This is a genomic window from Pseudoalteromonas sp. TB41 (assembly GCF_000497975.1).
Lineage (GTDB): Bacteria > Pseudomonadota > Gammaproteobacteria > Enterobacterales > Alteromonadaceae > Pseudoalteromonas > Pseudoalteromonas tetraodonis.
The window spans coordinates 37,671-64,519 of the sequence record NZ_AUTH01000077.1 but is presented as its reverse complement, the minus strand read 5'-3'; the positions used below and the strand labels follow the sequence as shown (position 1 = coordinate 64,519).

Genomic DNA, 26,849 nt, shown 5'->3' with positions numbered 1-26,849 from the left:
AAGTAAAAGATCCACCTTCTAAAGAAGGTGGCTTTGAATTAGCCCCCTAAAAGGGGGCGTTGTTTACTCCAGAGTTAACTGAGCTTGCTCTTGTCTCTCCTCCTTCTGCTGATGCCTGACATATCTTCGTATTATTTCTTCGTTTATGCCTACCGTATCAACAAAGTATCCTCGCTGCCAAAAATGATTACCCCATAGCTTGTTCTTTCTTAAGTACGGATATTTACTAAACATTTTTAACGCTATTTTACCTTTCAATGCGCCCATTAACTTTGAAATTGACAGTTTTGGCGGCACTTTTACTACTAAGTGTACGTGAGCTATTTGTACATTCAGCTCAACAACTTTGCACCCAAGCTGTTCGCAATAAACCTGAATACACCTGTAGACATCCCTACCTATTTTATTTTTAAGGAGCCTAAATCTATACTTAGGTGTCCAAACTATATGATATTGACATCGCCAATACACATGCGATGCTTTCTCGTATCTACTCATGTTTTTTCCTTTTGTGACTTCGCTAAAAATCAACTAAGGAATTAACATGAGTACTTTTTACAGGCAAAGCCTATTTGATGATAACCACCTACTGAAGTAGGTGGTTTAGGGGCTGAAAATAAAAAGACCCCAACACCAAGGGCGTTGAGATCTTTTCAAGCTAAAAGTCTTTTAAGTACTTTTTATTAAACCCCAAAAGCGGTTCTTAGTACGTAGAAAATAACAATAGCAAGGGCAGCACCAACTGGCAATGTAATTACCCAAGAAACTACAATATTTCTTATTACACCCATATTAAGTGCGGCAATACCACGTGCCATTCCTACACCCAACACGGCACCCACTAGGGTTTGTGTAGTTGAGATAGGTAAGCCTGTGCCCGATGCAATAACAACGGTAGATGCAGCGGCTAATTCAGCAGCAAAACCACGGCTTGGTGTTAAATGTGTAATTCCTTCACCAATGGTTTTAATTACTTTTTTGCCTAAAATAGCAAGACCGGCAACAATGCCTAAACCACCCAGTGGTAATATCCACCAAGCAATAGCCGCTTTCTTCGCAATTTCACCGTTATTTTCAACAATGTTTACAACAGCAGCTAGTGGTCCAATTGCGTTAGCAACATCATTAGAACCATGAGCAAATGCCATACAACAGGCTGTTAACACCATAAGTACTGCAAACACTTTTTCTACATTGTTAAACTGCATTTCTCTATCCGCTTTAGGATCGATATTTAAACGAGAAATCGCAATTTTACCAATAACAGCAACTAGTACCGCTATACCTATAGAAATAGCAAAACCTTCAAAGGTACCTAAATTAATACCAATGTGCTTTAAGCCTTTTTTAATGGTCACAAGTGCCATAATAAAGCCAGCTAAACCCATGTATATTGGTACAAAGCGCTTGGCATTTTTAAGTGGAGCGTCTGTATCAAATATCAGCTTTTGCGCACTCATAAATATTAAGTACGCTATAAAACCTGATATCGCCGGCGTTACAATCCAGCTACCTACGATACCGGCAACCTTACCCCATTGAATAGCCTCTGTGCCTACTGCAACCAGAGCAAAGCCAATAATAGCGCCAATGATTGAATGAGTCGTCGATACCGGCCAGCCTAAAAACGAGGCCATTAATAACCAACTGCCCGCGGCAAATAAAGAGGCGATCATACCTAAAATCATCAATTCAGGAATGTCGGCAAATGGGGCCGCATCAATAATCCCTTTACGAATTGTTGATGTTACTTCACCACCGGCTAAATAAGCACCTGCAAACTCAAAAATCATCGCGATAAAAATCGCTTGTTTAATGGTAAGTGCTTTTGAACCTACTGATGTACCCATCGCGTTGGCAACGTCATTTGCGCCAATACCATAAGCCATAAAAAAGCCGACTGCTGCGGCAATTAAAATTAATACCGTGCCGTAAGATGCAATGATATCCATTGTGTAACCTTAATCTTTCGTGTTTGAACTGATTTTAAATTAACGAGCTAACATCAGCTCAAGACGTGATCCTACGCGCTCTGCAATATCTGCAAGCTCGCCAACCCATTCAATGATTTTGTATAAAAACATTACATCTACTGGATTTAGCTCACTTTCTACTTTACGTAGTTGGCGGCGTATTCTAATTTGCATTTCATCCGTGTCTTGTTCTATGGCATCCAATTCTACGAGCATTTTTTCAACCAGAGTAACTTCTCTGCCTTTAAAGCCCGTTTCTAACAATTCTTCTAATTCATTAATCGCTTTAGATGCTTGTTTTGTTGCATCAACACAACGAGTTACATACGCCAAAAAGTCTTCTTGAATCTCTTTTGGTATGATCATCTCACGACCAATTACACGCCCAGCAATGTCTTTTGCCTTATTAGCAATTTTATCTTGTTGGGTTACTAATTCGAGAAGGTCTGTACGCTCTACCGGCATGAATAATCCGCCAGGTAGTTGTAAGCGTATAGTTCTTTTCATTTCATCGGCTTCACGTTCTAAATTACGAATAGTTAAACGTAGCTCTTCAGCTTGTTGCCATTCTTCTTTAAAAACATGATTAAAAAAAGGTATCAAACTTTCGCTTGCTTGATGCGCTTTTCTGATGTGTTCTTCTATTGGTTTTATAGGTGATTTTGCAAAAACACCTAAAAAATTTGTTGGCATAACTGACCCTTTAATCAATTCAATATGCTGTTCAGCGTGAATTTTACAGCATTAAGCTAGATTGTGAACGCTTTTTCTCATTCAATTATTTACAAAAAATAAAAAAGGCAGTGTATTACTGCCTTTCTTATTTTCTAGTTATTCGTATCACTACAGTGATTTTTCAATATCTTCTTGAGATGTATGACGAATATCTTTACCGTTTACAAAATAAATGACATATTCAGCGATGTTTTGACAACGATCACCGATACGCTCTAATGAGCGAACAGACCATACTAAATCCATGATTTTTGGAATTGAGCGCGGATCTTCCATCATGTACGTCATTATTTGACGGGTGATAGCTTCATACTCTCTATCTACTTTAGCATCCTCTTTATGCACTTCAAATGCACGTTGCACATCCATACGTGCAAATGCATCTAAAACGTCATGCAGCATTTTAGATACTTGGCGACCCATATTTTCAATATTTACTAATAAATCTTGTTGATCCTTAGTAAATGAGTCTAGTGCAACTTTAGCAATTCGCTTAGCTTCATCACCAATTCTTTCTAAATCAGCAATGGTTTTTGCTATTGCAATTACTAAACGTAAATCACTGGCTGCCGGTTGGCGCTTAGCAATAATACGGGTGCAATCTTCATCAATACTGACTTCCATTGCATTAACTTTGTAGTCGTTTTCACGTACTTTTTGTGCCAATACCGCATCGTTTTTGCTAACTGCATCAAGCGCGCTATTAAGTTGTTGCTCAACCAACCCACCCATACTCAGTACATGGTTTCGCACATCTTCTAACTCTTGGTTAAAACGACCAGAAATATGTTTATTAATGTTGTGTTCCATAATGACCTTCTTTAATAATTCATTGTTTTAGCGTTTTAACCCGACTAGCCGTAGCGTCCGGTAATATAATCTTCAGTTTTTTTCTTCGTTGGTGTGGTAAATAAGGTATTGGTATCTGAATACTCAATGAGCTCACCCATATACATAAACGCGGTTTGATCAGATACCCGCGCTGCTTGTTGCATGTTATGAGTAACAATAACCACAGTAAATTTATTCTTTAAATCATTAATTAGTTCTTCAATCACTAAAGTTGAAATCGGGTCGAGTGCTGATGTTGGTTCATCAAGTAATAATACTTCTGGCTCTATCGCAATTGAGCGAGCAATAACTAAACGCTGCTGCTGACCGCCCGATAAACCAAATGCGCTATCGTGAAGTCTGTCTTTTACTTCATCCCAAAGAGCCGCACCACGTAGCGATTGCTCTACCACTTCATCAAGCTTACGCTTTTCTTTAATCCCTTGCAGGCGAAGACCGTAAACCACATTCTCGTAGATTGATTTAGGAAACGGGTTTGGACGCTGAAACACCATGCCAACATTACGACGAAGCGCAGCAACATCTACGCTTTTGTCGTAAATATTTTGCCCGTGCAGCATTATTTCGCCTTCTATGCGACAAATATCAACCAAGTCATTCATACGGTTAATACAACGCAGCAAAGTTGACTTACCACAACCCGACGGACCGATAAATGCCGTTACTTGGCCTTTCGGAATGTTCATATTTACTTTACTCAGTGCTTGTTTATCACCGTAGTAAAGGTCGAGATCTTTAATTTCTAGCGCTTTTTGTTCGTCTGTTAAATTATTTAAATCTAACTTCAAGCTTGGCTTTGCTTGGTTTACTTTTGGAGCGACTGTAATCATGTTTGTTACCTATACTAAATTAATGCTCAAGCGATCTGAATTTTTCACGTAAATGGTTGCGTATACCAATGGCGGTGATGTTAAGGGTAATAATAACCGACACTAACAAAAAGGCCGTTGCATATACCAGCGGACGCGCCGCTTCAACGTTCGGGCTTTGAAAGCCAACATCGTAAATATGAAAACCTAAGTGCATGAACTTTCTGTCTAAATGTATATATGGGAAGTTACCATCAAGCGGTAACGTTGGCGCCATTTTTACCACACCCACCAGCATAAGCGGTGCAACTTCACCCGCAGCACGAGCAACCGCTAAAATTAACCCCGTCATAATTGCAGGGCTGGCCATAGGAATAATGATTCGCCATAGCGTTTCTACCTTAGTCGCACCCAGTGCTAATGAACCATCGCGCACTGTACTAGGAATACGAGATAAACCTTCTTCGGTTGACACTATTACCACAGGCAACGTTAATATAGCCAAGGTAAGTGCCGACCACATCACGCCAGGTGTACCAAATACAGGCGTAGGCGATGACTCTGGGTAAAATAGTTGGTCAACACTGCCACCTACCATATACACAAAGAAACCTAGACCGAATACACCATATACAATTGACGGAACACCCGCTAAGTTAATAACCGCAATACGGATCATTTTAGTAATTGCGTTTTTAGCTGCATATTCATGCAAATAAATGGCGGCAACCACACCAAATGGCGTCACAATCACAGCCATTAACATCACCATGAATACCGTACCAAAGATAGCAGGAAATACACCGCCTTCGGTATTGGCTTCACGTGGGTCATCTGAAACAAACTTGCCTAACTGCACAAAGTAATGGCCTAGTTTAGCAAAAAAGCCCATATCGTTTGGAAACCATACATCCAACACTTGATAAAGCGGGATAGTAACAATCTCACCACGCATATCTTTCACAGTTACTTGGTCACGCTTAGCTTGGTTACGCAGTGCAAATAACTCTTTTTCAAGCTCACCATATTGCGCACGTAAATCAGCACGGGCTTGAGCAAGTTCAGCTACGCGCTCATCAGTTAGCTCGTTATCAAGCAAATAGGCTTTTTCCTGCAAACGTAAACGCTCTAACTCGTAGTTTATATGACCAATATCACCATTTTGTAAATCCAGTGCTTCGTCATTTAAGTCAACCGCACGCTCTACAAGATCATGTAATGTTTCAACTTTATCTGTAGTTATTGTTTCACCGTCTTTGATTACTGATTCTACATAACCGTAAAAGTTACCGTTTTTGCTACGCTCAAATACCGCGAGTGCTTTTGGTGCTGAGCTTTGTGTAATATCAGTTTCAAGTATCCAGCGAAAGTCTAAATCTACATACTCACGATTACCGGTTTTAATTAGTAAACGCTCAACCTCGTCTTTTTCAAATTTAGAAACATCAATACCGGTTGCCGCTAAACGCGACTTAGGTACTAATTCACGGTCATAAATTTCACCAATAACGGTTTGCTTAGCAATTGAACCTTCAAGCTCATACTGCATAACTTGAGATGGCCAAAAAAAGCTTAGTCCCTTCCATGCAATCATGGCGAGTAAACCAATTACTGAAATTAAACTGATGCTGACAGCACCACCGGTCATCCAAATCCAAGGAGAACCAGACCTAAACCACTGCTTTACCATGTCGTGTTTCTCCACTTACATTGAGCTATATTTTTCACGCAGCTGCTGACGAACAAATTCAGCAACGGTGTTGAAAATAAAGGTAAATATGAATAATACAAAGGCGGCTAAGAATAGAATTCGATAATGCGAACTCCCCACTTCCGACTCTGGCATTTCGACGGCAATATTAGCGGCTAAGGTACGCATACCTTGGAAAATACTCCAATCCATAATCGGCGTATTACCGGTTGCCATCAGTACAATCATGGTTTCGCCTACGGCGCGACCTAACCCCATCATGACCGCAGAGAAAATACCTGGGCTAGCCGTAAGTAACACCACGCGAATTAGCGTTTGCCACTGCGTTGCACCTAATGCTAACGATCCATTGGATAAATGCTTAGGAACGCTGAATACCGCATCTTCGGCAATTGAGAAGATAGTAGGAATAACCGCAAAGCCCATCGCAATACCAACCACAAGCGAGTTACGCTGATCGAAAGTCATACCAAGCTCATTGGTTAAGTATTGACGCACATTGCCATCAAACATCCACAGTTCAATACTTTCGCTCATCGCAAATGACAACCAACCAATAAATAACACCACAGGAATTAATAAAATTGAATGTGAGCCTTCAGGAATTTTATGGCGAATAGCTGCAGGTAATTTAGTCCAACCTAAAGCGGTTGCTAAAATACCTAATGGCAGTAATACGAGTAAGCCAACAATAGCCGGCAGGTGCTCTTCAATTAAAGGCGCTAACCACAAGCCAGCTAAAAAGCCGAGTATTACCGTTGGCAAAGCTTCCATTATTTCAACGGTCGGCTTAACTACGCGACGTAATTCGCTCGACATAAAGTAAGCGGTGTAAATAGCGGCTGAAATAGCAATAGGCACAGCAAATAACATTGCATACATAGCAGCCTTTAAAGTACCAAATGAAATTGGTACCAGTGAGAACTTAGATTCAAAATCATCACTTGCAGACGTTGATTGCCAAATATAACCCGGCTCAGGGTAACCCTCGTACCATACTTCTTGCCAAAGCGCTGACCACGTTACTTCTGGGTGTTCGTTATGAATTTCTAATACCGTTAGCTTGTTATCAGCCAAAATCAATGCCGCATTTGAACGCGGAGCAATAGCAAACTGTTCAATTGCACCTTCACTGACTTTACCTTGCCACAACTTTGCTTCACTGGTTGTGTAATAAACACCTAGCTCACCATTTTGACCCGTTGTAAAAAAGGTACGGCGGTAGAATTCAGTAAAAACATTGAGCTTACTTTGCTTAGTGGTTTCAAACGAACGAATTTTTTGAAACTCGCGACCTGAGTCAGTGTTTACTTCAAACCACTGCGATATTTCACCATTATCATTGGCCAACATCAGGGAGTTAGCACCAGCTAATAATTGTGATGACACAATATTAGCGTTTTCTTCGTTGGCAGATAATAATTGGATTTGCTCTACTTCACTTGGGTAGCGAGTATCGAATACGTAAATTTGATTAGCAGAGCGAACAAATGTGCGGGTGGTATCCGGCGACATTAATAACTCATCTACGCGACCATCAACGTTCAATTCGGTACGTTCAACTTGCCATTCGACTTCACCGGTAAACATATTTTCTTCGGCTACAAAGCTGCTAAATACCACACGTTTATCGGCGGTAAGTGCCACAACGGCTGTTTTGTCCTCATAATGGCTAAAGGCAAAACGCTTAATAGCAGCACCTTGTTCATCAACTTCTAACGCCATCTCACCCAATGGATAACCTAAACGCGGGCTTAATTTACGTTCATTATTAGGGAAGGTGACTAAAAACTTAGGCGCAACAATAGTCACGGTGCCATTTTCTAAGCCATACGCATAATGACCTTGAAAAGGAGCACTATTTGCAAAGCTGGTTACCTTCGCAGGTAAAGTGGCATTAAGTGTTTTTAGTTTTTTACCAAAGTTTGCTTTATCAACACTATAGAAGTTAACTTGGCCTTGATTATCAAGTAAGTAAGCAACCTCAGTTTGCTCTTCAACACCAAGCCCAACTATTTGCTCAGCATTAGCAACATTAAAGCTAGCGCGCTTTTCAACTTTAGCTGACTCGAAAATAGGCTGCACTACATAAAGAAGGTAAAAAAAGATCAATAGCAGTGCTATTAATACCATTATACCGCCTGCGGTTATGCCAAACTTAGCAAACCGGTCTTTAAATAGACGGCTTCGATCCGTATTAAAAGTCGGTTTATTCGGATTTGAAGTCATCAAAACACCCTTATATCTTAACGTTGGGCGCATTATATTTCATCAAAGTGACAGTAATGTTACAGTCGTAATAATTCTTTACTGGAACCACAAAATAATATTAAAGTATTATTTTATTAAATAATTGTATTTATTTATGTGTTATTAATAAACTAAATCAATTATTAATTGGACAAACTATTTATCCAAGACAATACTCAATGGGCATCTAATATAACAATAATAAAGTAACCTATTAAGATATAACAATCCTTTTGTGGTTAGCTTTTACATACATTAAGAATCACATACATTAGATCGCATCACTTAATGCCTATGCATTTATTTTTTCATTTGGGCTTAAAAAGAGAACTATTATGAAGCAGTTGGTAATAACCATTTTAGGGGAAGATCGCCCCGGTTTAGTAGAAAGTATTTCATCGGTTATATTGGAAAACCACGGTAATTGGTTAAGCAGTAATTTAAGTCATTTGCTTGGCCACTTTGCTGGCATTATACAAGTTGAGGTGGCTGAAGAGCATTTACAGGCATTTCAAGATGCGCTTAATGGGCTTCCTAAATTAGATGTTCGTATTGAAAAAGGCAACACCGAAATTGAGCCTGTTGAACTCGAGCAGCTTAATTTTGTGATCACCGGGAACGATCGCCCCGGTATAGTCCAGGAGTTGGCAAGTGTTATTCGTCATAAAGGCGCTAATATTACGAACTTAAACTCAAGGCAGCAAAGTGCGCCAAACTGGGGGGTGCCAATTTTTAGTGCCGTTGCCACCGTTAGCCTGCCTAATGGGCTTAACAAAGACGAAGTAATTAACGCTCTTGAGTCAATTACGAGTGACTTAGTGGTTGATGTAGAGCAAAGTTAAATGTGCTCTATTATTTTACACACGAAAAAGGCGCTTATTACAGCGCCTTTTTTATGCGTAACACTTGTTGCTACATATCTGCATGACGATTAATGCTTTGTATCATTTGCTTTAATCCTTGCTCTTCAAGTTGCAACAGCTCACTTAGTTTTTCTTGAGCCTCAGGTGATTGTGCTTTATCAGCCAAATAACTATATGCGTTCAATACTTTTTGATGCTGCTTTGATAAGTATTCTTGAATTACTTGCTCATCTAATTGGTTACTGCGATCTAAATCAGTAAAGTTAATAATTTCTGAGTGCTCTGAAAAATATTCATAACAATACGTATCTAATGTGTTTATTTGCGTGATGGCTTTAAAGCCAATTAAATCCTCAGCGAGCTTTTTTTCATACTCAACACAATAATCAATTAGCTGTTTGTTATGCTCCCCGAGTAGGTCCTTTACACTAAAAAAATTAGCGGCCATTTGTGTGTGAAATTGAACGGTCCAATCGAACACTTCTTGGATTGTTTTAACTTGCATGTGCGTTCCTTACTATTTAACCCTAATGATTAAATAGATGCGTGAATCATGCCAATAAAAAACACAATAAAATCAGCAGGTAAAGTAAAGATGGGTAACTTGCACTGATTTTTTACAGTACAAGTTACACAACCAGTGTAAAAATTATAGGTTTCGCTTTCGCCATAATAAATACACAGCAGGCAATACCAGCAATGTTAAAACAATGGCGCTAAACATACCGCCAACCATGGGGGCGGCTATTCGACTCATTACTTCACTCCCCGTGCCTGTGCCATATAACACCGGTAACAGGCCAATCACTATGGTTGCTACCGTCATCATTACCGGGCGAACGCGCAAACCGGCGCCTTCTAATATGGCATGCTTAAGCTGCTCAATACTCATGCTTTTTCCTAATTGAGAGGCGGCCTGTACCTGCGCTTTATACGCTTGATTTAAATACACCAACATAATAACGCCTATTTCTACGGCCACCCCAGCAAGGGCAATAAAGCCGACCCCCACAGCAACAGAGAAATTAAAGCCTTCTAAATACATGAGCCAAATACCCCCTATCATCGCCAGTGGTAATGTCGCCATAATAATAAATACTTCAGTGAAGCTTCTAAAATTCAGGTAAAGCAGTACCACAATAATGGCTAAGGTTAACGGCAACACATAACTCAGTTTGGCCTTAGCGCGCTCCATATATTCGTATTGCCCTGCCCAAGTTATAGAATACCCTGCGGGTAAAATTAGCTGCTCGTTTAGTAACTGCTGAGCACTTTCTACGTAGCTGCCAATGTCAGTATCTTTAATATCAATAAAGCTCCAACCATTTAAACGGGCATTTTCACTTTTTATGCCAGGAGGGCCATCGCTAATGTATACATCAGCCACGTCGGCAAGTGCAATGCGTTGCCCAGCAGTGGTTACAATAGGCAGCAGCATTAACTCCTCTGGGGAGTCACGGTACGCTTGCGGATAACGAATATTTACTGGGTAGCGCTCTTGACCCTCAACCGTTTCAGTCACATTCATGCCACCAATAGCGGTTGCGACTACTTGTTGCACATCAGCAATATTTAAACTGTAGCGCGCTGCTTTTTCACGGTTAATATCTACCTTAATATAACGCCCACCCGCTACACGCTCTGAGTAAACAGACGCCGTACCGGGAAGATCTTTAAGTAATACCTCTATTTGTTGACCTATTTTTTGAATTTCATTCAAATTAGGGCCCGCGACTTTTATACCCACAGGGGTTTTAATCCCTGTAGCCAGCATATCTATCCGCGTTTTAATTGGCATTACCCAAGCGTTTGTGAGTCCTGGGAGCTTTACTAAAGCATCCAGCTCTTGCTTGAGCTTTTCAGTGGTCATGCCTTCGCGCCACTGCTCCTTAGGCTTAAACTGTATAAAGGTTTCAATCATGGTCAGTGGTGCCGGATCGGTTGCCGTTTCCGCTCGTCCAATTTTACCAAATACGGTTTTTACCTCGGGCACAGTGGCAATCAATTTATCGGTTTGCTGCAATAGCTCGCGCGCTTTACCTATTGAAATTCCTGGGTAAGTAGTCGGCATATACATTAGATCACCTTCATCAAGAGGTGGAATAAATTCACTGCCTATTTTATTTACCGGATAAAAGCCCACTAAAGTGATAGCTAGTGCAATCAGCAAGGTGCTTTTTGGAAATTTTAAGACTGTGTTTAACAGTGGCTTATAACTATTTACCAGTAAACGGTTAACTGGGTTTTTATTTTCAGATATCACCTTACCCCGAATGAAATAACCCATCAGCACGGGTACTAAGGTAATTGCTAAGCCAGCAGAAGCTGCCATTGCATAGGTTTTTGTGTACGCTAATGGCGCAAACATTCGCCCTTCCTGAGCTTCTAAAATAAATACCGGCATAAAGCTCACGGTAATGATTAATAAGCTAAAAAATAACGCAGGCCCAACTTCACTGGCAGAGTCAATCACCACTTGCCAACGGTTTTCATCTGTTAGCGGTTTTTTCTCCATATGCTTGTGCATGTTTTCAATCATCACAATCGCACCATCAGTCATAGCACCAATCGCAATAGCAATCCCGCCTAATGACATGATATTGGCGTTAATTCCCTGCCAATACATAATAATAAAAGCGGTGAGTATACCTAACGGTAAGGTAATAATAGCCACCAGCGATGAGCGTATATGAAATAAAAACACCACACACACTAAAGCCACTACAATAAGCTCTTCCATTAATTTAGAGGTGAGGTTATCAACTGCGTCTTTTATTAAGTGAGAGCGATCGTACACAGGTACAATTTCAACCCCCTCAGGCAGGCCTTTTTTAAGTGACTCCAATTTAGCTTTGACGAGCTCTATAGTTTTTTGCGCGTTTTCACCAAAGCGCATCACTACTACGCCACCAGCCACCTCGCCTTCGCCGTTAAGCTCGGCAACACCACGGCGCATTTGAGGACCTAAACGCACATTAGCAACATCACGCAACTGTAGTGCAGTACCGTTAGCGTTTATACCTAGAGGAATCGCTTCTAAATCAGCCACACTTTTTACATAGCCAGTGCTGGTAACCATGTATTCGGCTTCTGCCATTTCAACAACTGATGCCCCCATTTCTTGGTTACCTTGCTTAATGGCAGTTTGAATAAGGCTTAGCGGAATACCATAGGCACGTAACTTATCGGGCTGTACGTTAACTTGGTATTGTTTCACCATGCCACCTACCGATGCTACTTCGGATACACCGGGCACAGTTTGCAGTTCAAACTTTAAAAACCAATCTTGTAAACTGCGTAGTTGGCTTATGTCATGCTTACCTGTGGTATCAGTGAGTGCATATAAATACACCCAACCAACTCCTGTGGCATCGGGGCCAAGCTCTGCAATTGCCGTATTGGGTAAACGCGCAGATACTTGACTTAAATATTCTTGAACACGACTTCGCGCCCAGTATAAATCGGTGTCTTCGTCAAAAATAACGTACACGTAGGAGTCACCAAAAAACGAAAAACCGCGTACTGTTTGCGCCCCTGGTACCGATAACATCGCCGTGGTTATAGGAAATGTGACCTGATCTTGCACTACTTGCGGCGCTTGCCCAGGGTAAGATGTTTTAACAATAACCTGTACATCAGATAAATCGGGTAAGGCATCTACTGGGGTGTTTTTTACAGCATACAAGCCGCCACCAATAAGTATTGCGGTCAGTAACAGTACAAAAAAACGATTAACAACAGACCAGCGAATAATTGCAGTAATCATAACCACTCCTACTCGTGCTGACTGTGCATAGCATGCACAGAAGTCATTGTATGGATCACAAACTCACCTTGCTCAATACTAAAGGTAAATATAACTTCATCATTTAGCTTAAACGCCTCAATGGTTACATTTTTTGCTAACACAAAGTCCATAGTTGCAGGTCCGCGCCCCCACTTTTCAATCGCCTCACGGCTAATATTCATAACCCGTGTGCTAGGGTCTATGCTATTAATCACTCCATTCACAGTAGCCATACTTGGGGCACTATCACTCATTGTCATGGTGCTGTGCGAAGGTGCTTGCATACGCTTAAAGTCAGAGCTTTTACTCGACTCTGAATCAATTAAAAACTGCGCAGAAGTAACCACTTCATCTTCAGCCATAACACCCGATAAAATCTCAGTATGAGTCGCATCGCTTCGCCCTAAGGTTACTTCAACCGATTTAAAACGCCCCTCACCAAGCGCAATTACAATGCGGTTTTGGCTACCAGTGCGAATAACCGCCTCTTTAGGCACAATTAACTGCTTTTCAGCTTTTTGGCTATGAATACTCACTTGCGCAAACATATTTGGTTTTAACTGATGACCTTCGTTATTAAAGCGCAAACGCACTCGTAAAGTACGATTTTTAGCATCTAAAGTAGGGTAAATATAATCCACTTGCCCTTGCCAACGTTGACCACTTAAATAATCGAGTGTCATGGTTACCGGTAAACCAACACGAATAAGTTCTGCTTGGCGTTCAAATACCTCAGCCTCAACCCACACTTCGTCAAGCTGAGCAATACTCATCATTGATGTATCTGGTTTAACGTAAAACCCTTCACGAATATTAAGCTCATCAACAACGCCACCTTGGCGAGAATAAAAAGTAATATTTTGTAGCACTTGCTGACTTTTTTGTAAGCGTGAAATAAAACCCTCAGACACATTAAGCGATTTTAAACGTGCTTTAGCCGCCCGAATTAACACCGGATTATTGCGCTTTAACGCTAAAACAAACTCTTCTTGGGCATTGACTAATTGCGGTGAATACAAGGTATAAAGTGGCTCATCTTGTTTAACCTGATCGCCTGCGGCCTTCACATATAATGTCTCTACCCAGCCCTCTACCCGCGGATGAATATGAATGAGCTGGTCTTGGTTATACTGTACATAGCCTACCGTGTTGACTTCATTTTCCAGCGCTGCAAACTCCACCGGTGCCGTGCGTACACCTAAGTTGTTGATCACGGTAGGTGAAATTTTAACACTGCCGGGGCCTTCATTGGCGCCACTGTCTGACTCTTCATAAACAGGCACTAAATCCATACCCATAGGTGATAAACCCGGTTCATCACGACGATAATTACTGTCCATTGGTGCCACCCAATAAAGCGGCTCTTTTTTACTACTGGTTTTGTCATTGCTTGGCATAGTGTGCTCAGCTGGCAAGCTCAATAACACCCCGGCCGTCAGCGCTGCACTGCATATAGCCACCAATGACAATTTTAAATTAGTATTCATAGGTTAGCTCCTGCTGTGATAAGTTTTTTAAGCTGGCGTCATCAGCACTGGCGTAATAATTTAACCGTGCAATAATAATTTTTTGATCAACATGAATATTAAGTGCGTCTATTTTGGCATTTAATTCGCTGATCCGCGCTTGCATCACATCCGAAAAATTACCATCATCGCGAGTATAAGCATTAAGGGTCGCTTGGGATTGCTCGGCCATTTGCGGCAATAATTTAGTTTTATAGAGCGCTGCTCGCTGACTTAATCGTGTTAGTTGGCTGACTTCCTTAAAGTACATTCCTTGTAGCTTTTTAAGGGCAATTAATTTTTGTGTTTTTGCCTCTTCGCTATCAGCAATCGCGGCATTAACGAGTTGATCTTGGCGATTGTCGGTAAATAGCGGTAAATCTATACTCACTCCTACAGAGAAAAGGTCGGCTCGTGAGCCACCCATTGGCATATCATCGCGATAACCATATCCCATATTCACACCAATTTGCGGTTTATAGCCTTGCTCAGCCACACTTATTTGAGTTTGCTTTGCCTCTATTGCATTATCAATCGCCATAATAGCGGGGTGCTTTAATAGCAATGCCATTAATTGCTGAAACTCTAATTCCGTGTAGTTTTTTAACGCTGCAAGCGCTGAAAAGTCATCACCAACAGGCTGGCTTAGCATGTCGATGGGCAACCATTGTGTTAACCGCTTTTTAGCACCTTGTAGCTGTTGATCAAGTTGCATTAGTTTATCTTCAAGGCGGGTTAGCTCTAATTGCGCACGAATAATATCTTGTTGGCGTGTTTTACCCACCGAGCTTACATAACTTGATTCGGTAATATCGATTAGCTGAGTAAACAAGGCTTTGTCCTGCTCAATAAGTGCAATAGTTCGCTGCGCTCTGAACGCATTGAGCCATGACTCGGTCACTGTGGTTTTTACCTGCGCGAGTCTATCTTTACGAAGCCAAGGCTCTGCCGCAGCCGACTGAGACAGTGCTTTTTACTGCAATGCTAAACTATCGCCTCGGCTTAACGATTGGCTAATTCCTACTTTAAATTGGGTCATATTTTCTTGATCAAAAGCAAAACCATTAGTGGGTAAGTTCATTAACCCTAGCGTGAGTACCGGATCAGGTAAGGTACCTGCGGCAATACTTTTTGCTTCAATTGATGCTTGTTTTTGTTTGCTGGCTTTAAGCCAAGGCTCATGGTTTAAGGCATAGTTAATTGCCTCATTTAAACTCAGTTCAGCACTGTGTACAGAGACACTAATGCTCAATAAGCTGCTCACACAAACGGCTTTTAATACTGCGAAGTGATTCATCACTTGCTCCACTTAAATTTAAAAAATAAAAAACGATTAAATTTTTAAGCAGATAGATGACAAAAAGCTAAATGGCTAGATTTTGAATACACCTATCCTGCGGTTATGCAGGCATAGGAGGACGATAAAGAGATCGTGCAAAATTAGGTTGGCGCTGCATGACAGCAAGGTGCACTTTTTCAGAGGATAATTTAGAGGCTATAAATAGCGAGTTTACGTGCAAGGCCGAATGCGAATTACAAGCACTCATCGGGCAACTGCAATCTTGGGTTAACGTGCTTTGCTCACTACAGCAATCCATAGACATGGTTGTTGTATCAGCGTCGTCACTCATTGCCATTTCACTATGCTGCATCGATGCATGGGTTGCCATGTTCATATGCGGCATATCACATACCATAGATACAGACGCAACAGCTTGACCCACAAAAGTGAGTAGCAAGGTCAGCGTGAGTAAAATACAGTAAATACGTTGCAATGAAATAACCTAAAAGTAAATAGACGCTAAAAGTTTATGGTAACTGCGTTTAAAACTCAATCATTAACTGGTTTTTACCACTGGCTTTATCAAGCTACTAGCCGCAATAGCGAACAGGCAATAGCCGGTAAAATACCAAAAACCAGTACCAAACTCAGCATGCATATTTAGTAAGTCTTCTGAGTTCGCGTTTGCATTACCAGCCATGTAAGCCACGATTAATGCAATAACAAACACATCCACCATACTCCATTTACTTAAGCCAATTATCACTTTACCAAGCTTGTACTTAAACGAAGTCTCCTTCAGTGCACAATAAAACAATTGAAGCAGCAGCTTAATTGTTGGGATCACTATTGAAAAAAACGCCACTAATATCGCCACTAAGTAGTTTTTGTTATCGGCCAGTTCGTTAACGGTGCCCCAAATACTACGCGTTTTTTGATAAGCGCTGATCTCACCTTCAAGTTTGTCTAACCCCAACATACTCGAGACCATCATTAGCATATTGCGGGTGTTTTGATTTCCTTCATCTGCCAGCATTTCAATACCAGCTTGAGCAAGTTTAGATTTATCAATTTTGCCTTCCATACTCAACACCGGCTGTGTCACCCCGGGGATCAATAAAGCTAAGGCAATTAAAATAGTCGTGATAGGTAAAAGTAAACGCATGGTGTAATACTAAGTAAAAATCAATATGTGCCAATCATACCCAAACGTTTTGCGTTAGTCTTGTTCAATAATGGTGGCTAATAACTCATCCGCATATTGGCGCGCATCTAACATGGCTGTATACACCAGCTCTATATCTGATGCAGGGCGAATAGTCTCTAGCAACTTTTTAGCCAATTGCCAGTTATCTTCTTCTACTGCTTTTATTAAATGTAATGAGTTCCCCATCATGCCATCAAAACTTAAAAGTGCACCAGATAACTCAGCCCCTAAACTAAACTCTTTGGCAATAGCTTCCAGTTCCATATCTAAAATAGCATCAAGCACCGACATCAAGCCGACTAAATAGCCTTGCTCTGCAATAATCTTTCCGCCGGGCTCTAAAATCAATTGCATAAACTGCGCTCTACATAAACCTAAACGAGTAAGCTCACTAGGTTTGTCTGAGCCAAGTTCGCTCAGCGCCAGTACTCGTACAAACTTTCTAATAGAATCTTCCCCTAAATACACAACCGCTTGTGGAATTGACGTAATCACTAAATTTTTATTAGCAGAGCGGGCATTAACTAGTTTGAGAACACGTGCGGTTAAACCCACATCTTTAGAAATACGTTGATTAATTTCGTTAAAATCCAAGTCAGGACGAGATGTGCAGCGCAATAAATCAAAAACCGCCATTTTTAACGGCTCAACATTACCGTAACTGAGCATTTCTGGCCGTGCAAAAAAGAATCCTTGAAAGTAATCGCATCCAGCTTCTTTAAGCTGCCTAAATTCGTCATAGGTTTCAATTCGCTCTACCACTATTTTAACCTCAGGGTGATTGCGTTTGAGCTTTTTAAGTAGCATGGTGGTTTTTATTATAGGCTCTTCTACTTCAAGCTTTATATAATCAACCAAACTGAGCAAAGGTTGCCATTTTTCATGCGCGTCATAATCATCTAACGCAAATACATACCCTGCTTTTTTTAGCTCAGTTACTCGTTGAGTAACAAGCTCGATATTTTCAGTACGCTCAACAATTTCAATTACAGTATTTTCAGGCTGCAATAATGTAGGTAAATCCTCTAAAAGCCCTTCGCTAGATAGGTTTATAAACACGGTCTGATTAAGCGCCAGCTTTTCCACCCCAACCAGCATTAACGCATTAAAAAAAAGTCGCCCAGTGGCCTGCCCGTCGGTTGTTCCCGCAGGAAAGGCATTATTAACTGAATCGCGATAAAGTAACTCAAAGGCAAAAATGCTTCTATCAGCATGAAAAATGGGTTGCCTAGCAATATATTGAGTGACCAAAATAGATGAATTTTTTACGTCTGGATTATTTGGCATTACCCTTCCTGTTTTGCAGTGATGTAAGCGTTATTTTTATTGTTATACCTAACCAGTATAGTGAAACTTTAAAGACTTGCTGCAATTTTAATTCGAATAAAAAACAAGCGACTAAGCCTAAATTTATATTCTTAAAATAAAAACCTTTATTAACCTTATTTTTTATAAGGTTTTGCTGCTATCAGCCGCTCTGAGCATACCCAAAGGTTATGGTTATAAGGTATAATGCGATTATAAATTTTTTATAAACTCACAAGAGCCCCTAATATGAGCATTGAACAAGCCTTAATAGAGCGTAGCAACAACCAATGTGAACTCTGCGCAGCAACAGATAACTTAACTGTATACGAAGTACCTCCAGTTACCGAAGCTCATTCAGATAAATGCATTTACACCTGTCAAACATGTAAAGATCAAATTGAGGGCACCCGCGATTTAACTCCTACTCATTGGCATTGTTTAAATGACAGCATGTGGAGCCAAACACCGGCGGTACAAGTTGTTGCTTATCGCATGCTGACACGACTAGCAGCCGATAATGGCTGGGCACAAGACGCACTTGATATGATTTACCTTGAAGAAGACACATTAACATGGGCTCAGCAAGCGCTTGCTGAAGATGATGATATTAAACACATTGATAGTAATGGCGTAGTGCTACAAGCTGGCGATACCGTCACCTTAATAAAAGACTTAGATGTGAAAGGTAGCAGCTTAACTGCAAAGCGCGGTACTGCTGTGCGCAATATTGGCTTAACTAGCAACCCAGAACATATTGAAGGGCGTGTTGATGGACAACGTATTGTAATTTTAACTAAATACGTTAAAAAATAAGTAACGAATCAAGGCGCCAAGCGTCTTTTTTTATATCTCAACTTTCTGTATTGGCTGTATTTACAAGTTAAGCGATGATTAAGTAACTTAGCCGTATGCTACTGTTTATATCCGTAATTATATCTAGGAACTGTTATGTTCTCACCAAAGCCAAACTCAATCTTAAAGTCGGTTGCAGGCCTATGTTTTTTAGCAAGTGGCACACTTATGCTTAGCGCATGTAACGATGACACCGCACAGCAAAATAGCGCTGTGAAACAAACAACAGCCTCTCTACCAGTGCAAGTTAGCTACCTAGATCGCAGCCTATTAGCGCCTAATTCACAGCTAACCGTTACCTTGGTTGATGTGTCAAAAATGGATGTGGCAGCAACCGTTATTTCTGAGCAGGTAATTGATTTAGTAGGCGCACCGCCGTATAAAGTAGAGCTTGAATACAACCTTGAAAAAATTGATCCAGCCCATCGCTACAGCGTGCGCGCAACCATTAATAATCAAGGAAACTTACTATACACCAGCACAACAAGTAACTCGCCTTTTGCTAATACGGCCTCATCAAAGCCTTTAGAAATTATTGTTTCAAAAGTAGCGTCAAAGCCAGACGTTGACTTAGTAAATACCTACTTCAAAGCCGTTTTAATCGATGGCAATCCCGTTGAAGTGAATACTAAAGAGCCATTTATTCAATTTAATAGTGACAACACTGTGCACGGTTTTTTAGGGTGCAATAACTTTAATGGCGGTTATGAAGTATCGAAGCAAACGGTTACTTTTACGCAGTTAGCAACCACGCAAAAAATGTGTCATGAAAATATGGAACAAGAAAGCGCCATGGCGGGTGTGCTGCAAGCAGCAACGCAATGGCAAATTAACGGTGAAAAATTAGTATTACAAAATGAGGCAGGCAAGCAACTTGCAACCTTTAACGCTGTTTACTTTTAATTAAGCGTAACAATACTCCGCATCTAAGCATATCAGTATAAAGCCCAGTTAAACTAGGGTCTGTTGATCTTTCAAGGTTAAATTTGCAGCAGTCTGTTTGGTATTTAGGCAAGGCAGAGCCTATGTGGTGTGGTTATTCCCCATAAATAGGCGATAACGCAGCATCAATGCCAAACAGGCGCTGCCCGAAGGGTTCTGATTTACTCTTTGTTGCCTACATGGATGTAGGTAAGGGGCGTGAGCAGGACGCGGAAGCTTTGCTCGGTTTTTACTTAGCCCACTAGGTTACAAACCTCGCGCCGCGATTAAACCGCCCCTAGTTTGAACAAATTTTAATCCGCAAAGGTCAACAGACCCTAGGCTTATTTATTTTTATTCGGCAACTAACTGCTCGCTGCGATAAAAGCCACTTGGCTTACTCAACAAGCTTACTAGTTCAGGTAACACGTCATCCATAGTTTGTTTCAGCTTCCAGGGTGGATTTATCACTATCATTCCAGAGGCGGTCATACCATGTACTTCTGTATCTGCTTCAGTACCTAATTCAAATAATTGAATATTTTTAATGCCCGCGTCAATTAAACCCTGCTCCATATTATCAATACGTTCTCTGTCCACAACCGGATACCAGATCATGTAAGTCCCTGTTGCAAAGCGTTGATGTGCTTTAACAATGGTTTGTACTACCGTATTGTAATCGTCTTTTATTTCATAAGGTGGGTCTATTAACACACAGGCTCTGCGCGAAGCTGGCGGTAACAAACCAATTAAGCCTGCAAACCCATTTTCGCCGCGTACACGAATAGAACGCTTACCTTGCATGTTTTCTTCAAGTAAGACTAAATCTCGCGGATGCAGCTCAAAAAACCAGCCCTTATCTTGACGGCGTAAAAAGTGCTCGGCTATTTTTGGTGAGCCTGGGTAAAACGCCAGCGATGCGCTCTCATTAAATGATTTTATTAGTTCAATGTAGTCATTTAAGGCACTGTGTTGGCTAGTATGTTGCCACAGTTTTTCAATGCCATCTTGGTACTCTTGGGTTTTTTGCGCGTCAGGTGCAGCAAGCTCAAAAAAACCAGCCCCCGAATGCGTATCAATATAGTCAAGCGGCTTATCTTTAATTGTTTGATAACCCAGTACTTGCGCTAACACTAAATGTTTAAGTACATCGGCAGGGTTACCCGCATGAAAGGAGTGTCTGTAACTAAGCATTATTTATTTTCACCATACGCTATTTAATAAAATCAGTGAACCATAAGCACACTACTTTGACAATCGATACCAGCAAAAGCGGGGGTTTACGTGAACCGCTTCTGAATGAAAAAGCCAATAGCGTGAATTATCCCTTAACATAGAATAAAAATCACCTAAAACCAGCGTAAATGCTGGCAAATAAACACACTTTGCTTTACATTTGCATGACATTAATTACAGTTATATGAGCGCATTTATGAACAACAACACTCTTCAACAACTCGAACAACTGATCGACCAACTAATTACCCGTAATAATCAGTTACAAACTGATATTTCAGAGCTTAAAGAGCAAAACAGCAAGCTACTTGATGAAAATGAGTTATTGCAGTTAGAAGCCCTTGAAAATGAAGAAAAACAAAAAGATGCAAGTACTACCTTGTCATCATTGTTAGATAAATTACAAAGCGCGCAACAGGCAAGCTAATGTCTGAGCTGCAAAACCAGCGAGTCACTGTTGAATTGCTTGGTAAAGAGCAGCAATTTGCTTGTCCTGCGGGGCAAGAAGAGGCACTAAAAGCGGCCGCCAAAAATCTGAATGATTTAGTTGAACAAATGAAACAACGTTCAACAGTCAGAAATGATCAAAAAGCATTACTTATGGCTGCCTTAAATTTAAGCCACGAATTGCTTGAAGCGAAAACTCAAAAATCAGTTGAGCTTGAATATCAAGATCAACTCATTGATAAATTGAGTCAGTATTTAAGCTCGAACTCTGAGCACACTAAATAAAAGCGCATTTTGCGCTTTTATTGTTTTTACCGTCAAAAATACAGCTAGAGATAAAGATGCAACCATTTTTAAGTAAAGCTCAAAAAATAGGTAAGTGCTTACTGCCTTTAATTTGCTTGTTTATGCAAACAAAAAGCGAGGCGGCAATTGAGTGGCAACCGTTGTCAGCTAATATTCAATTTCTTAAGCAACCTGAAAGACTTCGTTTTTACGACTCTAACCAAGTATTAATTGAAGGCAGTGAATGTGCATTACTCGTTGATGCCAGTGGTAACTTTGCGGCGGTAGAACAACTGGTAACTGAGCTAAAACAACGTCTAAAGACGCCTTTGTGTTATTTAGTTGCAACCCACTTTCATGACGATCACTTACTGGGGATGGCGGTTATGCAGCATTACTTCCCAGACGCAAAACTTATTACTCACCAACAAGTCGCTAACGACTTTTCGCTTTACCAGCAAGCCTTAACAGACAAGCTAGAGGGATTCGAGAAAAGCATTGAGCTGAGCTATCAACGATTAGCCACCTTACCCGATGCTGAGCAAGTTCAATGGCGAGAAAAGCTTACCCGCGCTAAAAAGCGCTTATTTCGCTGGCAAGACTATCAATTAACACCACCAAAAATGAGTATTAGTGAATCTAAAACGTTAGATTTAGGTGGCTATACACTCACTATAAACCCGCACCAGGCACATACTAATGGCGATTTAACACTACTTGCCGACAAAGGTAAAACCTTAATTGGTGGTGATATCATCGATTGGTTACCCTACCCTGGGCATGGCGAGCTTAAGCAATGGCAATGCTTATTAAAAAAATATATAAATAATAATACGCTGTCACTTTTTATTCCTGGGCATGGCGATTTAGTCGATAAAGTTAAACTAAAACAGTCACTCACGTTTTTAGAAGCGATTACGGAGCATGCTAAAAACAACCCTGAAGCTAGTATTGAGCAATTACAAAAAAACTTCCCTATTGAGGCACTAAAACCTTATCAACAAGAACCACTTGATATAAAATCAAGTCACTTATTTTTGCAATCGGGATTACTTCGCGCTAAAAACAGTCAATAACTGAACACAATGGATTGTGTTAAAATATGGAAATATATTTTTTAAAAAGGAACAAAATGCGTCACTTGATCTTATGCTTTGCCATTGTATTGCTATGCAGCTGTAAAACCACTCAGCCAGAGATCATTGCGCCTGCAGTTCCCACACCTGTAGAGTCAAAACCGGCATTATCAAATACGCCGACCTCTAAAAACACTCACAAAGTCATTAATAAAAAAGCCACAGCCAAAGCCCCTGAAATAGCTCAACCCACAGAGTTATGGGCACATATTGCTGATAACTTACATTTACCGGTTGAGCAAAATCAGGCGTTAAAAAAACGCATTAACTGGTATTTAAAACAGCCTAATTATTTAAAAATAGTGTCTCGACGTGCAGCGCCTTTTTTATACCATATTGTAAAAAAAGTTGAGCAAAAGCGCTTGCCGATGGAGCTCGCCTTGTTACCATTTGTAGAAAGTGGCTTTAGACCTACCGCACGCTCAAGCGAGCACGCTGTGGGAGTGTGGCAACTCGTTGCAGCAACCGCGCATCATTTTGGGGTTAAATCAGATCAATGGTACGACGGACGCCAGGATGTATTAGCCTCAACCGATGCGGCACTTGATTATTTAAGCTATTTACATAAACGTTTTGATGGTAATTGGCTACATGCACTTGCGGCCTATAATACCGGTGAAGGCCGAGTTAAGCGCGCTATAAAACGCAATCAAAAACGAGGTAAATCAACTGACTTTTGGGCACTAACACTGCCAAAAGAAACCGCTGACTATGTACCAAAACTATTAGCACTGAGCTATTTAGTGAAACACCCTAAGGCAAATTTTAAACGGCCAAAGCTTCCTTATAAAGCACTGACTACCTCGCTAAATGTGGCAAAACAGTTTGATTTTTCAGTTATGGCCAAGCTCTCTGGCATGGGCGCCAAACAACTGCATGCCCTTAATCGGGGTTATTTAAAAAATCAAAGCTCTCCCCATGGACCGCACACTCTGTTATTACCTATAGAGCAACAAGCTTTATTAAAAAACCGCTTTTTTAAAGCCAATTTTGCAGGCGAATACATCGTTAAGAAAAATGACACGCTGTACGGTATTGCTAGGCATTTTGGCCTGCCTTTAGAAGTATTAAAACAGCTCAATAATAAGCAAAATAACTTTATTGGCGTTGGCGAAAAGCTTATTTTAGGGGAGCCGCAAACGTTGCCTGAGTCGCTCACTATTAACTATAAAATAAGCCCTTATCTAGAACAAAAAGAGCAAATCATTCCAACCATCGAGGTAGATTACCACGTAAAACCCGGTGACAACCTTTGGAATATAAGTCAGTTATACGGCGTTGCTCATAGCGATTTAGCGCGTTGGAATAAATTATCTGCCTCAAGCGTATTAAAACCTGGTACTCAGTTGGTTTTATTTATACCCCAAGCTGCGACACCTAAAACCACACCGGCTAAAAAAGATCTGTTACTCGACTTACAAAATACATTAAATCATCCCCGTTAAGTTTCTAAAGCGCAGTATTTCGCGTAAAATTGCTTTTTAATTTATTTAAATCTTAAAGAGACATGCATGCAAATCAGTAAAAATTCGGCCGTTGAATTTCATTACACCCTTAGCGAAGCCGGTGAGCAAATAGAAAGTAGCCTTAACGACGCGCCATTAAGTTACATTCACGGCAGCGAAGGCATGCTACCCGGTTTAGAAACCGCACTTGAAGGTAAAACTGCTGGTGATAAATTTAGCGTAACGTTATCTCCAAGTGAATCATACGGTGAGCGTGTTGATGACTTAATTCAGCGCATTCCGCTTAAGCACCTTCAAGGTGATGTAAAAGTATGGAAACCAGGCATGACTGCTATGGTGCAATCAAACCAAGGTCGCCACCAAGTAACCATTGTAAAAGTAGGCCGCTTTAATGCTGATTGTGATTTAAACCACCCATTTGCTGGTAAAACGCTGACTTTTGATGTTGAGGTTGTCTCAGTTCGAGAAGCAACAAACGAAGAGATTTCTCACGGCCATGTTCATGCTGAAGGTGGTTGCGGCCACGCACATTAATTGCTAATTAAAGGAACAAGTATGTCAAAAGTTGCAATAGTAACCGGTGGCTCTAAAGGCATTGGCTTTGCTGTGGTTCAGCGATTATTAACGAGCGGCTATCAGGTTCATAACCTAGATATTGAACCCAGTAAGAGTGGTGTTTTTCATCAATGTGATGTTAGTAATGTAACCGTCGTACGCCAGTGTATACAGGCTATTATTGAAAAAACACAACGCATTGATGTACTTGTTTCAAATGCTGGCAAGCACCTAAGTGCCACAATTGAGCAAACCGATGAAGCGACATTCGATGCGTTAATGGCACTGAATGTTAAAGGTGCGTACGCGGCTATACAAAGCGTATTACCAGCCATGAAAGCACAACAAGATGGCGCTATTGTGTTAATTGCCTCAGATCAGGCCATTATTGGCAAACAAAACTCATTTGCTTATAACCTGACTAAACATGCATTGGCTTCGATGGCTAAAACCACCGCCTTAGATTACGCAAGCTTTAATATTCGCACTAATGCCGTGTGTCCTGGCACCATAGAAACGCCATTATTTCATAATGCGATTGATGCATACTGCAAAAAAAGTGGCGCAAATAAGGCAGATATTGTTGCCGAAGAAGCTGCTTTACAACCACTTAATCGTTTAGGCCAAGCCGATGAAGTTGCAGCACTGGTAAACTTTTTAGTAAGTCCAGAAGCCAGCTTTATTACCGGCAGTTTGCAACGCATTGATGGCGGTTACACAGCGCAATGAGTACTAAAATTATTGACCCGCATGTGCATTTTTTTAATTTGCTGGAGGGTCAATACACCTGGCTGCAAGGTGCTAACCCACCCGCTTGGCCTAACTTAGATAAAATAAAACAACCGATTAGCGTTGCTGAACTAATCAAAAGTACGGACTTTGAACTCGTTGGTTTAGTGCATATAGAAGCTGGCTTTGATAATGAGCAACCTATTAATGAATTAAACTGGTTAGCAAAGCATATAAAAAGGCTACCTTACAAAGCGATTAGCTTTGCAACAATTAACCAGCCAAATAACGGATTTAAACTAGCACTTAAACATCTAAAACATTCATCCCTTGTCGGCATTAGAGATATCACTGAAGGTCATGATGCCACGCGCTTATTGAACCCTCATTGTCTCGATAACCTGCGCCACTTGAGCCACTTAAAACTGCATTTTGAAGCGCAATTTGAAATAGAAAACCTCAACATCACCGAGCAACTTATTTCTTATGCCAACCAAGTTAGTGACTTACAAATCATCATTAATCACGCAGGGCTTGCACACAACCTTGCTAACTGGGCAACTGCAATTGAACTACTTGCAAAACAGCCTAATGTTGCGATGAAGTTTTCAGGCTTTGAATTACTAATGCTTAATAGCGAGCAGCAAACCCAATGTTTAACACATATTTTAAAGCATTTTGGTATGCAAAGAGTGATGTTTGCCAGCAACTTCCCCGTGTGCCAAATTAACATTAACTACAATGAGTTATGGCAACATTATCGCAGCCTATGTAGCGATGAGCTTACATGGCAACATTTGAGTTACAAAAATGCAGCGCGACTCTATCAACTCTAAATAAAAACCGCTATATTTAGCTCAACAGTTTAAAAAACGAGCATGCGTATGGCCATTTTTAATTCATCTTCTCTCAAATACACATTACTCCCTTTTTCGCTAGC

Annotated in this window: 25 protein-coding genes and 1 pseudogene (1 of these 26 only partly in view); 11 read left to right on the top strand and 15 right to left on the bottom strand. The window is 40.7% G+C overall.

The window, feature by feature from the left end; translation table 11 throughout:
- Positions 1-63: 63 nt before the first annotated feature.
- From tnpA to L641_RS0111335, 7 genes are all read right to left on the bottom strand, one after another.
- Complete coding sequence (gene tnpA, locus L641_RS0111365) at positions 64-498, bottom strand: IS200/IS605 family transposase (RefSeq protein WP_024601958.1); 435 nt, start codon at positions 496-498, stop codon at positions 64-66.
- Between the two features lie 185 nt (positions 499-683).
- A complete protein-coding gene (locus tag L641_RS0111360; RefSeq protein WP_008114819.1) occupies positions 684-1,952 on the bottom strand; it encodes an inorganic phosphate transporter in 1,269 nt (422 codons plus the stop codon).
- A gap of 39 nt (positions 1,953-1,991) precedes the next feature.
- Positions 1,992-2,666 carry a TIGR00153 family protein gene (locus tag L641_RS0111355; protein WP_008114817.1) on the bottom strand — a complete coding sequence of 225 codons (675 nt, stop codon included), beginning with the start codon at positions 2,664-2,666 and terminating at the stop codon, positions 1,992-1,994.
- Between the two features lie 150 nt (positions 2,667-2,816).
- Positions 2,817-3,518, bottom strand: coding sequence for a phosphate signaling complex protein PhoU (phoU, locus tag L641_RS0111350; protein ID WP_008114815.1), 702 nt, complete (start codon positions 3,516-3,518; stop codon positions 2,817-2,819).
- Between the two features lie 44 nt (positions 3,519-3,562).
- A complete protein-coding gene (gene pstB, locus L641_RS0111345; RefSeq protein WP_008114812.1) occupies positions 3,563-4,390 on the bottom strand; it encodes a phosphate ABC transporter ATP-binding protein PstB in 828 nt (275 codons plus the stop codon).
- Positions 4,391-4,409: 19 nt separating this feature from the next.
- Positions 4,410-6,059, bottom strand: coding sequence for a phosphate ABC transporter permease PstA (gene pstA, locus L641_RS0111340; RefSeq protein ID WP_024601957.1), 1,650 nt, complete (start codon positions 6,057-6,059; stop codon positions 4,410-4,412).
- A 15-nt stretch (positions 6,060-6,074) separates the two neighbouring features.
- Positions 6,075-8,309, bottom strand: a complete 2,235-nt coding sequence (locus L641_RS0111335) for an ABC transporter permease subunit (RefSeq protein ID WP_024601956.1) — start codon at positions 8,307-8,309, stop codon at positions 6,075-6,077.
- A 356-nt stretch (positions 8,310-8,665) separates the two neighbouring features.
- On the opposite strand from L641_RS0111335, the gene L641_RS0111330 reads away from it, so the two are divergent.
- Positions 8,666-9,172 (top strand): ACT domain-containing protein, encoded by a 507-nt coding sequence (locus L641_RS0111330; protein WP_013465996.1) that lies wholly within the window; start codon positions 8,666-8,668, stop codon positions 9,170-9,172.
- A 70-nt stretch (positions 9,173-9,242) separates the two neighbouring features.
- Here L641_RS0111330 and L641_RS0111325 read toward each other — a convergent pair whose 3' ends face one another.
- The 7 genes and pseudogenes from L641_RS0111325 to L641_RS0111295 all read right to left on the bottom strand — a co-directional run bounded on the left by L641_RS0111325 (position 9,243) and on the right by L641_RS0111295 (position 18,261).
- Complete coding sequence (locus L641_RS0111325; RefSeq protein WP_024601955.1) at positions 9,243-9,698, bottom strand: hypothetical protein; 456 nt, start codon at positions 9,696-9,698, stop codon at positions 9,243-9,245.
- Positions 9,699-9,842: 144 nt separating this feature from the next.
- The gene (locus L641_RS0111320) at positions 9,843-12,959 is read right to left on the bottom strand and encodes an efflux RND transporter permease subunit (RefSeq protein ID WP_024601954.1); all 3,117 of its coding nucleotides are present in this window, start codon (positions 12,957-12,959) and stop codon (positions 9,843-9,845) included.
- Positions 12,960-12,967: 8 nt separating this feature from the next.
- Entirely contained in the window at positions 12,968-14,467 is a 1,500-nt protein-coding gene (locus L641_RS0111315) for an efflux RND transporter periplasmic adaptor subunit (RefSeq protein ID WP_024601953.1), read from the bottom strand.
- Positions 14,457-15,782: pseudogene (locus L641_RS22315) on the bottom strand (TolC family protein). Before L641_RS22315 ends, L641_RS0111315 begins: the two are co-directional and overlap by 11 nt.
- Positions 15,783-15,885: 103 nt before the next feature.
- Positions 15,886-16,260, bottom strand: coding sequence for a hypothetical protein (locus L641_RS0111305; protein WP_024601952.1), 375 nt, complete (start codon positions 16,258-16,260; stop codon positions 15,886-15,888).
- Between the two features lie 63 nt (positions 16,261-16,323).
- The gene (locus L641_RS0111300; protein WP_024601951.1) at positions 16,324-16,932 is read right to left on the bottom strand and encodes a paraquat-inducible protein A; all 609 of its coding nucleotides are present in this window, start codon (positions 16,930-16,932) and stop codon (positions 16,324-16,326) included.
- Between the two features lie 54 nt (positions 16,933-16,986).
- Complete coding sequence (locus L641_RS0111295; RefSeq protein ID WP_024601950.1) at positions 16,987-18,261, bottom strand: HDOD domain-containing protein; 1,275 nt, start codon at positions 18,259-18,261, stop codon at positions 16,987-16,989.
- Between the two features lie 267 nt (positions 18,262-18,528).
- Here L641_RS0111295 and L641_RS0111290 point away from each other — a divergent pair, with 267 nt between their 5' ends.
- Entirely contained in the window at positions 18,529-19,095 is a 567-nt protein-coding gene (locus L641_RS0111290; protein WP_024601949.1) for an alkylphosphonate utilization protein, read from the top strand.
- Between the two features lie 135 nt (positions 19,096-19,230).
- On the top strand, positions 19,231-20,037 hold the full coding sequence (locus tag L641_RS0111285; protein WP_024601948.1) for an META domain-containing protein: 807 nt from the start codon (positions 19,231-19,233) through the stop codon (positions 20,035-20,037).
- A 372-nt stretch (positions 20,038-20,409) separates the two neighbouring features.
- Here L641_RS0111285 and rlmJ read toward each other — a convergent pair whose 3' ends face one another.
- Positions 20,410-21,249, bottom strand: a complete 840-nt coding sequence (gene rlmJ, locus L641_RS0111280; RefSeq protein WP_013466006.1) for a 23S rRNA (adenine(2030)-N(6))-methyltransferase RlmJ — start codon at positions 21,247-21,249, stop codon at positions 20,410-20,412.
- Between the two features lie 238 nt (positions 21,250-21,487).
- Between rlmJ and L641_RS0111275 the strand changes: the two genes are divergently transcribed.
- The 8 genes from L641_RS0111275 to L641_RS0111240 form a co-directional block, all read left to right on the top strand.
- On the top strand, positions 21,488-21,718 hold the full coding sequence (locus L641_RS0111275) for a hypothetical protein (protein WP_008466311.1): 231 nt from the start codon (positions 21,488-21,490) through the stop codon (positions 21,716-21,718).
- Positions 21,718-22,023, top strand: a complete 306-nt coding sequence (locus L641_RS0111270) for a cell division protein ZapA (protein ID WP_013466007.1) — start codon at positions 21,718-21,720, stop codon at positions 22,021-22,023. Before L641_RS0111275 ends, L641_RS0111270 begins: the two co-directional genes overlap by 1 nt.
- Before the next feature lie 56 nt (positions 22,024-22,079).
- Positions 22,080-23,099: an MBL fold metallo-hydrolase gene (locus tag L641_RS0111265; RefSeq protein ID WP_024601947.1), complete on the top strand. Its 1,020-nt coding sequence runs from the start codon at positions 22,080-22,082 to the stop codon at positions 23,097-23,099.
- A 56-nt stretch (positions 23,100-23,155) separates the two neighbouring features.
- Entirely contained in the window at positions 23,156-24,604 is a 1,449-nt protein-coding gene (locus tag L641_RS0111260; protein WP_024601946.1) for a transglycosylase SLT domain-containing protein, read from the top strand.
- A 66-nt stretch (positions 24,605-24,670) separates the two neighbouring features.
- Positions 24,671-25,159 (top strand): peptidylprolyl isomerase, encoded by a 489-nt coding sequence (locus tag L641_RS0111255; protein ID WP_024601945.1) that lies wholly within the window; start codon positions 24,671-24,673, stop codon positions 25,157-25,159.
- Positions 25,160-25,180: 21 nt separating this feature from the next.
- Entirely contained in the window at positions 25,181-25,909 is a 729-nt protein-coding gene (locus L641_RS0111250) for an SDR family oxidoreductase (RefSeq protein ID WP_024601944.1), read from the top strand.
- The gene (locus L641_RS0111245; protein WP_024601943.1) at positions 25,906-26,745 is read left to right on the top strand and encodes an amidohydrolase family protein; all 840 of its coding nucleotides are present in this window, start codon (positions 25,906-25,908) and stop codon (positions 26,743-26,745) included. Before L641_RS0111250 ends, L641_RS0111245 begins: the two co-directional genes overlap by 4 nt.
- 48 nt (positions 26,746-26,793) lie before the next feature.
- Positions 26,794-26,849: the 5' end (the start) of a S41 family peptidase gene (locus L641_RS0111240; RefSeq protein WP_024601942.1), read on the top strand. 1,495 nt of this gene lie beyond the right edge of the window; 56 of the gene's 1,551 nt are visible here — the first part of the coding sequence; the start codon lies at positions 26,794-26,796; its stop codon lies beyond the right edge, outside the window.